This is a genomic window from Ruminococcus sp. RTP21484sp1_RTP21281st1_A8_RTP21281_210402 (assembly GCF_040914025.1).
Taxonomy (GTDB): Bacteria; Bacillota; Clostridia; order Lachnospirales; family Lachnospiraceae; genus Blautia_A; species Blautia_A faecis.
The window spans coordinates 1-7,976 of record NZ_JBCPGE010000082.1 but is presented as its reverse complement, the minus strand read 5'-3'; the positions used below and the strand labels follow the sequence as shown (position 1 = coordinate 7,976).

Below are 7,976 nucleotides of genomic sequence, written 5' to 3'. Positions count from 1 at the left end.
TCATCTTAAGAATCCTGCGTTGCAGGATTCTTACCGCTTTTTAGTCAGGATTGCGAACTTGTTTCGCAATTACCTATCCGAATATAGTATTGCTATACGCCTTTTTTGCGTCCTTGCAATTTAACTATAGAGATTTTGGAAAATCTGTGTCAATAGGATTTTAGAAATAATTATTTTTCTTCGTAATCTTCGCAAACCAGTTTCAATACACGCTCACTTTCCCCTTCGTAACCCCACAATATACTTCCTACGGCTTCAAAAGCCTGTTCACGCCAACGGAAATACGTAGTCCTGTGGACTCTTGCATATTGCGGAAAATGTGGTTCCAGCTTATCCAGGATTTCATCAATGTTTTCTGGTTTCGTTGATGATAGATAGCTATAATAAAGTACCCAATAGTAACGCTCTCCCTGTGGGTGATATCTTCTCATAAGATCTACAGCCTCATCAATCAAACGCAAATATTGGTTTGATCGGTTGATGGCCTCTACGCGCTCTTTTTCAGATGCTAAATCTCTTTCCACGTCCATTCCAGCTTGATATATACTATCTAAAAATTCATCAACATCGGTTCCATACTCCATATGGAATCGTCGCTTAACCTGATTAATTTTTATTTGCATCTGCCAGTTTACCGCCCGGTAAATTTTAAAAAGTTTTATTACATCATGATAGGCAGTATTTTCTTCCCCCTTATATTCCTTCGAAATTACTCCTGATCTTCCCCTTGCCACAGCTCTGTCTCATCCTTTCTCTTTTCATTTAATTTTCTAAACGCCTTCTCCATTTCGTCGTCCATTTTTCCAGCTCTAACAAGGCAGCAATACATGAGTATAATTACCACTGCCAGCAGGATCCAGAAAAAAAGCCAAAAATGCCACATTTTTGATTCCTCCGTTTCTAATTTTATGGAGTGGTACTATACTCTCCTATTATAAATAATGGAATTACTTGTCGAAATGTGTAAAAAAATGGAAAAAAAATGCGATTTTTTTAAGATTTTTTTGATTTGAAATAAGAACCACATTGAAATACAATCGCACCAATAATGCATCTTCTCTTTTTCTAAAAACAAAGCCCAATAATATCTGGGCTAAAAATTGTCCCAAACACTAAAATAAGCCCATAAGTTATCAAATAACCCATGGACTTATTCATGTATTTTTATTCATCAAAATTTATAAAAAATATTCATTTACACACCTTTTACATTCTTATTTTGATACCCCATTTTCACACCTCTAGTACTCCATTTTTACTCCATTTTCGTAATAAATAGCGTGAAATTATAATAATTTACGTGAAATGCGCAACTCTCTTAACCCCTGGAAATACTGGAAAAATCAGGTGTTCCGTACAGGTCGTATGGGGTGCTCTGATAGACGTAATAATTCAGCCAGTTTGTATACAGATTGTTGGCATGGGCTCTCCACATCAGAAGCGGACCGTTTTCAGGGTTGTTGTCGCGGTAGTAGTTTTCAGGCATTTCAATAGGGAGATCTTTGCCAAGATCGCGTTTGTACTCGCCGTCCAGGGTGACACGGTCGTATTCCGGGTGACCCATTACAAAAATCTTGCGGCCGTCTTCTGCCATGGCAAGAAAAAGACCTGCTTCGTCGGATTCTGCAAGGACAGTAAGGTCTTTGCAGGCGTGTACAGCTTCAATAGGAACTTCTGTATGTCGGGAATGCGGTGCCAGAAATATATCATCGAACCCTCTGACCAGCGGAATTTTGCGGTTCATTACCTTGTGCCAGAAAAGGCCAAACATTTTTTTATCCAGCTTACGTTTCTTCAGTCCATAAAAATGGTAGAGCGCAGCCTGAGCAGCCCAGCACAGGAAAATAGTGGATGTCACATGGGTCTCGGACCAGTCCATGATCTGGGTAACTTCCTCCCAGTAATCAACCTCTTCAAACTCCATCTGCTCCACCGGTGCTCCTGTAATGATCATTCCATCAAACTTCTTATCTTTCAGTTCAGAAAAAGTCTGATAAAATTTGTTCAGATGACTCCTGGAAGTGTTTTTCGCCTGATGGGACTCCACTGCCATAAAGCTTACGTCAACCTGCAGAGGAGTATTGGAAAGGGAGCGAAGAAGCTGAAGCTCGGTTTCCTCTTTCAGTGGCATTAAATTTAAGATCAGAATATAAATCGGACGGATATCCTGGTGCATAGCACGGTTCTCATCCATAACAAACAGGTTTTCTTTTTCCAGAATCTCCTTTACCGGGAGATCACTTTGTATTTTAATTGGCATTGCAATTTCCTCCTACTATTATACATACTTTTTGTCATTCCTTTCGCTTCGCTCAAGGCACAAGCAAGTTATGAAAAAGTTACTGTTCACTGGTAACGTTCCGCGAGGTGTTTTTTATAAACAAAGTTCACAGAAAACCCGAAAACCTCGTCACGAGATCATGGGATTGCATGATTTTTATGCATCGCAAAGGGGATTGCTGTAAACGAAGTAAGCCAAAAACACAGATTACCAAAAGGCATTCTGCAAAATATACCGCAAAGTACAACGTACAGATTACCCAAATTTTCTTTTAAATCCCCGCCAGCTCCAGGAAATCCTCCTCCGACAAAATCGGGATTCCCAGTTCCTGAGCCTTCTTGTTCTTGGAAGAAGCAGATGTTTTATCGTTATTAATCAGATAGTCTGTTTTCTTCGTTACAGAGCCGGTCACCTTACCGCCGCGGGCTTCGATAAATTCCTTTGCCTCAGAACGGTTGGAAAAATGCTCCACACTGCCTGTAATAACAAAGGTTTTCCCTGCAAAAACCTGTTCTGCTGAAGTCTCCTCATGAACCAGATGAAGATGACTGAGCAGATGATCCAGCTTCCGATTGTTCTCTGCGCTCTTAAAATAATCAGCCAGACTTCCGGCGATTACCGGACCGATTCCTTCAATCGAGCTGATCTCTTCTTCATCTGCATGGCGGATTTTCTCTATATCATCGTCAAAATATTTACAGATCACCTTGGCATTTGCAAGACCGATACCTGTAATCCCAAGACTGTAGATCACCTTGGCAAGAGTGGTCTCTTTCGCCTTCTCCAGACTCACCATCAGATTATCAAAGGATTTCTGACCAAATCCTTCCATTTCTACGATCTGATCTTTATATCTTCCAATTTCAAAAATATCACCAAAATTATGAATAAATCCCATTGCAATAAACTTCTCCAGAGTTGCCTCTGAAAGTCCGTCAATATTCATGGCATCACGGCTGGTAAAAAGGCTGAAGGACTTAATCTTCTTGGCAACACAGTCCGGATTCATGCAGTATAATGTCTCCACATCGTTTTCCTTGCGGATACGCGCCTCCTGACCACAAACCGGACATTTATCCGGAATTACCAGATTGCTGCTTCTTGTAAGATTCTCTGCAATCTGGGGAATGATCATATTGGCTTTGTACACCTTAATGGTATCTCCAATTCCAAGCTGCAGTTCCTTCACAATGCTGATATTATGCACGCTGGCGCGGCTTACTGTAGTACCTTCCAGCTCCACTGGTTCAAAAATTGCAACCGGATTAATCAGTCCGGTTCTGGACGGACTCCATTCCATATCCAACAGCCTGGTTTCCCGCATTTCATCCGCCCATTTAAAAGCAAAGGAATTTCGTGGAAATTTCGCAGTACTTCCCAGAGACTCCCCATAGGCGATGTCATCGTAGGTCACAACCAGTCCGTCTGATGGAAAATCGTTGTTTACAATTGTCTTGGAAAAATAATCCATGGCTTCATCCAGGCTTACAGAGGTAACCACCTTATACTCCACCACCTCAAAGCCCTGTTTCTTCAACCAGATAAACTGCTGCTCCCTGGAATTGGAAAAATCCACATTCTGGGCACTTACCAGAGCAAAGGCATAAAAACGCACATTTCGTTTCGCCGTGATCTCGTTATTCAGCTGACGCACGGAACCACTGCAAAGATTCCGCGGGTTCTTATATTTGGCATCTGCATCGCCTATAGTCTCGTTGATCCGCTCGAACTCAGAATAAGTGATAATCGCCTCACCCCGAAGCACCAGCTGACCTTTATAAGGGATGCGAAGAGGGATATTCTTAAACACCCTGGCATTGTTGGTAATAACCTCACCAACAATTCCATTCCCCCTTGTTACTGCTTTCACAAGCTCACCGTTCTCATAAGTAAGAACAATGGTCAGACCGTCCAGCTTCCAGGATAAAAGGCATTTGTGATTCCCTATAAATCCACGGAGCACTTCCCTGTCTTTTGTCTTATCAAGGGATAGCATGGGGCTTGGATGTTCTTCCTTCGGAAGTTCATTAACTGCCTCGTATCCTACGCGGACAGTAGGACTATTTGTGAGTACAGTGCCGGTTTCTTTTTCCAGCTGCTCCAGCTGGTCGTACAGGCTGTCGTACTCCTGATTGCTCATGATTTCCCTGTCTTCCTGGTAATATGCCTTCGCGGCCTGATCCAGCTTTTCTACCAGTTCTTTCATTCGCTGTAGAGAATTTTCCATGATGTCCTCCTGTTTTACTGTTATAATTACTGCAAGCAGACTTCCTCTGTGAAACAGACTGCCTTTTTTCTGAAATAGTGCGGGAAGCAGCTGGCTTATTTTGCCTTTTTTCTTCTGGAATTGAAGAAAAGGGAATGCTGTCTCTTCCCTGTTTTTTGGAAAATACAGGCACACTGTCCTGCCTTCTGGCTGCGGGAAGCTGGGAGGAATCTGCAATTCCACGTTCCAGCTTCTTCCACTCCTCCTGGGTGGCTTCTCTGTACTCGCCCTCTTTCAAGCCATCTATTGTCAGTTCCATGATTCGTACGCGCTTCAGACTAAGCACCTGATATCCCAGATATTCACACATTCGGCGGATCTGCCGGTTCAATCCCTGGGTAAGAATAATCCGAAAAGAATTTCTCCCTGTTTTTTCCACAAAACACGGACGGGTAATGGTATCCAGAATAGGAATTCCAGATGACATTTTTTTCACAAAGTCACTGTCAACTGGCTTATTTACAGTTACCAGATATTCCTTCTCGTGGTAGTTCCCCGCACGCATGATCTTATTAACCAGGTCTCCCTGGTTTGTTAAAAGCAAAAGCCCTTCGGATTCCTTATCAAGACGTCCTATGGGATAAATTCGAACCGGATAATTCAGATACTCCGTAACTGTAGTCTCCTGGCGCTGTTTTTTTGTGCTGCACACCACACCTCGGGGCTTGTGAAATAAAAGTAGAACTTTTTCTTCTACTTTTTTCACAGGCTTACCATCCACAAATACAACTGTATCTGCTGTAATCCTTTCTCCCGGTTCTGCCTTATGACCTTCCACAGTCACCCGTCCGTTCCGGATCAGGCTGTCAGCCTCACGTCTTGAACAGAATCCCGCTTCGCTTAAGTATTTGTTGATTCTGATTTTTTCGTCCATTTTTCCATTATATAGTTTTTCCCGGGCATATGCAAGGCAAACCTTGCTCCAAGCTCTAGAGCCTGTTTGAAAAATCATTCCCGCAATCTGCACGCTCCACTTTGTGGGAGATTTTGCCCGAATTCAGTTGCCGTAGCCCGCTACGGCGCCTTCATCCGGACAAAATCTCCCACAAATTGTGACGCACATCTTGCAGAAAGCCTTTTTCAAACACGCTCTAGAGCGAATATTAAACGGCCAACAGAGAAGATAGAAGCATGCAAAAAAGCCAGGACAATTTCCCCGCCAATACTCTGCAGACACTGTAAATTCTTTCACACTGCCGCAGGCATTACACAGGAAAATCCATCCCGGCTTCCACATTCTTTTCTTATTTTTCCAATAAGAAAAACCTCTTTATTCCGTTTTCAGATCTGAAAACTTCATTTTCACAACACACATAGCTCCCATCATCAGTGCTACACCGATGATCAGGCACAGTGGGCTCTGGATAAAGCCGGCGAAAATGTAAGTTACAAAGGATACCACTGCTGCCACAATGGCATAAGGCAGCTGGGTTGACACATGATTTACATGATCACACTGAGCTCCCGCGGAGGCCATAATCGTCGTATCCGAAATCGGAGAACAATGGTCACCGCAAACAGCACCAGCCATACAGGCAGAGATGGAAATAATCATCAAGTCTCCCGGTGTGTTTTCAAATACATGAACAACAATCGGGATCAGAATACCGAAGGTTCCCCATGAAGTACCAGTAGCAAATGCCAGGAAGCAGGCTACCAGGAATATAATAGCCGGAAGCATATTTACCAGTCCTTCTGCAGAAGACTTCACCATTTCCGCAACAAACTCAGCAGCTCCCAGACTGTCCGTCATACTCTTTAAGGTCCATGCAAAAGTGAGGATCAAGATTGCCGGTACCATGGACTTAAAGCCCTCCGGAATGCATGCCATACAATCGCGGAAGGACAGCACTCTGCGCACCATATAAAGAAGAATGGTAATCACCAGACCGAAAAAGCTTCCAAGCACCAGTCCGACAGAAGCATCACTCTGGGAAAAAGCAGTTACAAAATCTGTACCGCTGAAAAATCCTCCAGTATAGATCATACCGATTACACAGCAGATAACCAAAGAGATGATAGGGATCAGAAGATCCATAACCTTTCCTCTTGGATTCACCGGTCCATCACCTTCGCCAGAAGCATAAGGACGGGCTGCTGTGGTAAACAGATCCCCTTTTAACGCATTGGACTCATGCACACCCATAGCACCAAACTCTTCTTTCATCAAAACCATGGATACCATCATTACAATCGTAAGAAGTGCATAATAGTTATAGGGAATAGCTCTTACAAACACGGACATTCCATCCTCTCCCGGAACAAAACCGCTGACAGCAGCTGCCCAGGATGAGATTGGTGCAATGATACATACCGGCGCAGCTGTGGCATCGATCAGGTATGCCAGCTTCGCGCGTGATACATTGTGCTGATCTGTGATTGGTCTCATAACACTGCCTACCGTCAGACAGTTGAAATAATCATCAATAAAAATCAGCACTCCAAGCAAAATGGTTGCCAGCTCTGCCCCAACTCTTGTCTTGATGTGTTTGCCTGCCCAGCGTCCAAAAGCGGCTGAGCCTCCAGCCCGGTTCATCAGGCAGACCATAGTTCCAAGAATTACCAAGAACACCAGAATACCTACGTTACTGCCGGATGATAACACACTGATCATTCCGCCTGAAAAAATATGGTTAACCGTTCCCTCAAAATTACCGCCAGAGTACAGAAGTGCTCCAACTAAAATTCCAAGAAACAAGGAACTGTAAACCTCTTTTGTGATCAATGCCAGAACGATTGCCACAACTGGCGGTATCAATGACCAGAAAGTAGCGTACACAGCAGGTGTGCCGGCCTCCTCTTCTGCCGCTGCCAGAATAGTCACCGGACATGCCAGGACAAACATCATAACAGCTGCAAAAAGAACAGACAACTTTTTACAATTGTACTTCATTATCGATTTCCTCCCTCTTTTTTCCTGAATACCAGATGACCAGTCACAAACCGGTCAGAGCGTTTTCTTAAAAGCCTCCTCTTCTTTAACGCAAAAAGCCATGAATGCACTCCCATTATGGGGACACATTCATGGCATTTATTCTTCACAGGATCTATACCTTAGATAGCGCTCCACAACAGTGACAGTCTGCCGCATATTCTGCGTCAGCCCAGAACTTCTCTCCTGGCTGAGAAAAAAATCCTTCGGCAGTCTCCCCTTTCATTCCAGCCAGTCTGCCATACGACCCAGAGCCTGTATCTGCGTATGCCCATACTCTGCACACAACCAGTCTCTGCAGCTGAAATTACTGATGAAGCCTGCGCCTCTATCATAACTTCCCATATTCAGTTTATTCACAAACTAAATGTATCAGCTTTTTCCTGTAAATGCAACCCTTTTATTCACAATATTTGAAAATATATGAACCATTTATGATAATGTCCTAATATACCACAAAGGAAAATGTCCCAATGTAGTATAATGCTTCCATCAAC

At 43.3% G+C, this 7,976-nt stretch carries 5 protein-coding genes, 2 pseudogenes and 1 riboswitch; of the genes and pseudogenes, 1 reads left to right on the top strand and 6 read right to left on the bottom strand.

The annotated features are described in order from the left end of the window. Positions 1 to 170: 170 nt before the first annotated feature. The 5 genes and pseudogenes from AB5170_RS22030 to AB5170_RS22010 form a co-directional block, all read right to left on the bottom strand. Complete coding sequence (locus AB5170_RS22030) at positions 171 to 734, bottom strand: hypothetical protein (RefSeq protein WP_177968945.1); 564 nt, start codon at positions 732 to 734, stop codon at positions 171 to 173. Beyond that, entirely contained in the window at positions 710 to 883 is a 174-nt protein-coding gene (locus tag AB5170_RS22025) for a hypothetical protein (protein WP_173719018.1), read from the bottom strand. The genes AB5170_RS22030 and AB5170_RS22025 overlap by 25 nt, the downstream gene beginning before the upstream one ends. 435 nt (positions 884 to 1,318) lie before the next feature. Beyond that, positions 1,319 to 2,260: a homoserine O-succinyltransferase gene (gene metA / locus AB5170_RS22020; RefSeq protein ID WP_195379379.1), complete on the bottom strand. Its 942-nt coding sequence runs from the start codon at positions 2,258 to 2,260 to the stop codon at positions 1,319 to 1,321. A gap of 292 nt (positions 2,261 to 2,552) precedes the next feature. Further along, complete coding sequence (ligA, locus tag AB5170_RS22015; RefSeq protein WP_177968947.1) at positions 2,553 to 4,508, bottom strand: NAD-dependent DNA ligase LigA; 1,956 nt, start codon at positions 4,506 to 4,508, stop codon at positions 2,553 to 2,555. A 259-nt stretch (positions 4,509 to 4,767) separates the two neighbouring features. Beyond that, positions 4,768 to 5,610: pseudogene (locus AB5170_RS22010) on the bottom strand (pseudouridine synthase); the annotation flags it as partial. Here AB5170_RS22010 and AB5170_RS22005 point away from each other — a divergent pair. Further along, positions 5,548 to 5,838 (top strand): annotated as a pseudogene (locus AB5170_RS22005) (DUF6783 domain-containing protein); the annotation flags it as partial. The pseudogenes AB5170_RS22010 and AB5170_RS22005 overlap by 63 nt on opposite strands. Here AB5170_RS22005 and AB5170_RS22000 read toward each other — a convergent pair. Beyond that, complete coding sequence (locus tag AB5170_RS22000; RefSeq protein ID WP_173719019.1) at positions 5,818 to 7,440, bottom strand: Na+/H+ antiporter NhaC family protein; 1,623 nt, start codon at positions 7,438 to 7,440, stop codon at positions 5,818 to 5,820. The pseudogene AB5170_RS22005 and the gene AB5170_RS22000 overlap by 21 nt on opposite strands. Before the next feature lie 158 nt (positions 7,441 to 7,598). Beyond that, a riboswitch (Lysine riboswitch) is annotated at positions 7,599 to 7,818 on the bottom strand. Positions 7,819 to 7,976: the final 158 nt, after the last annotated feature.